Origin of the sequence: Streptomyces flavofungini, assembly GCF_041028215.1 — a bacterium.
Lineage (GTDB): Bacteria > Actinomycetota > Actinomycetes > Streptomycetales > Streptomycetaceae > Streptomyces > Streptomyces flavofungini_B.
In genome coordinates this window covers 1-1,335 of sequence record NZ_JASKYR010001305.1, presented here as the reverse complement: position 1 = coordinate 1,335, position 1,335 = coordinate 1, and the positions used below count along the sequence as shown (strand labels likewise).

Below are 1,335 nucleotides of genomic sequence, written 5' to 3'. Positions count from 1 at the left end.
GGGCGGGGCCGGACACGAAGGCGCCGCGCTCGACCGCGAGGCGCTGCGCGAGCGTCTGGTCGCCGCGCTTGCCGCCGACGACCAGGCACTGCTCGGGCAGCTGGCGGTGCTGGCGGTCGACGGCTTCGGCGCCTATGGCTCATCGGGCCGGTCGGGCTCGTCGGGCCGGTCGGGCTCGTCGGGGGTCTCCGACGGCTGGTCCTCGTATCAGACCCTGGAGCGGCTGCGGCCCGAGACGCTCCTCGCGCGTGTGCGCGCCGCCCGGCGCGCGGACTCCGGCGGGGACGCCGCGKTCACCGACCGCCTTGAGGCCGATGAGATCCGGCGGCGCATCGAGGGTTTCCGTGAGCGGGTCCGCTCGGAGGCCCGCCGCCGGGTCGCCGAGCGGCGCGGTACGGAGGAGATCGCCCGCCGCGCCGTGGCGACCACCGCCGACCGGGTCGACTTCCTCCTCGCGGGCCGCGCCCACCTGGACGAGCTGCGCAGGACCGTGCATCCGCTGGCCCGCAAGCTCGCCACCCGCCTGGCCGCCCGCCGCAGACGCGCCGCGCACGGCTCCATCGACCTGCGCAGGACCCTGCGCGGTTCGCTGTCGACCGGCGGCGTCCCGATGCGTCCGGTGCTGCGCCGCCGCCGTCCCGGCCGCCCGGAGCTGGTGCTGCTCTGCGATGTGTCCGGTTCGGTGGCGGGCTTCGCCAACTTCACGATGCTGCTGGTGCAGGCGCTGCACGACCAGTTCAGCAAGGTGCGCGTGTTCGCCTTCGTCAACCGCGTCGACGAGGTGACGGGGCTGCTCGCGCACGGCACGGCGGACCCGGCCGGCCTCGGCGCCCGTATCGCGGGCGAGGCCGCTGTCACCGGCTGGCACGGCAGCAGTGACTACGGCACGTCGCTCGGCGAGTTCGCCGAGCGGTACCTCGACGCGGTCGGGCCGCGCTCCACCGTCTTCGTCCTCGGCGACGCCCGTACGAACATGAGCGACCCCAACGTGCCCGCCCTGCGGCACATCGCCGAGCGGGCCCGCCAGGTGTACTGGCTCAACCCCGAGCAGCGCTCGCAGTGGTCGACCGGCGACTCGGCGGCGTACGCGTACGCGGCACAGGTCGAGATGCACGAATGCCGCAACGCCCGCCAGCTCGGGGCGCTGATCGCACGGCTGCTGCCGGTCTGACGCCAGGCCGGAACCGACGGCACGCGCCTGAGCACCCGGGCGGAAGTGATGGCCCCGGGCTCAGCCGTCCCGGCGCCCCGCGTCATCCAAACGCTCCGGCCCCGTAAGCGCCTTCGCCGCCCTACCCCGCGCCCCTCGCGCCGCTACCGCGCACAGCTAGCCCC

The 1,335-nt window shown here is 75.3% G+C and carries 1 protein-coding gene; it reads left to right on the top strand.

All coding sequences use genetic code 11. From position 1 onward, the window contains the following. Positions 1–1,171: VWA domain-containing protein (locus tag AB8Z36_RS40635; protein ID WP_369218363.1), on the top strand; the 1,171-nt coding region annotated here is incomplete at its 5' end. Between the last annotated feature and the right edge of the window lie 164 nt (positions 1,172–1,335).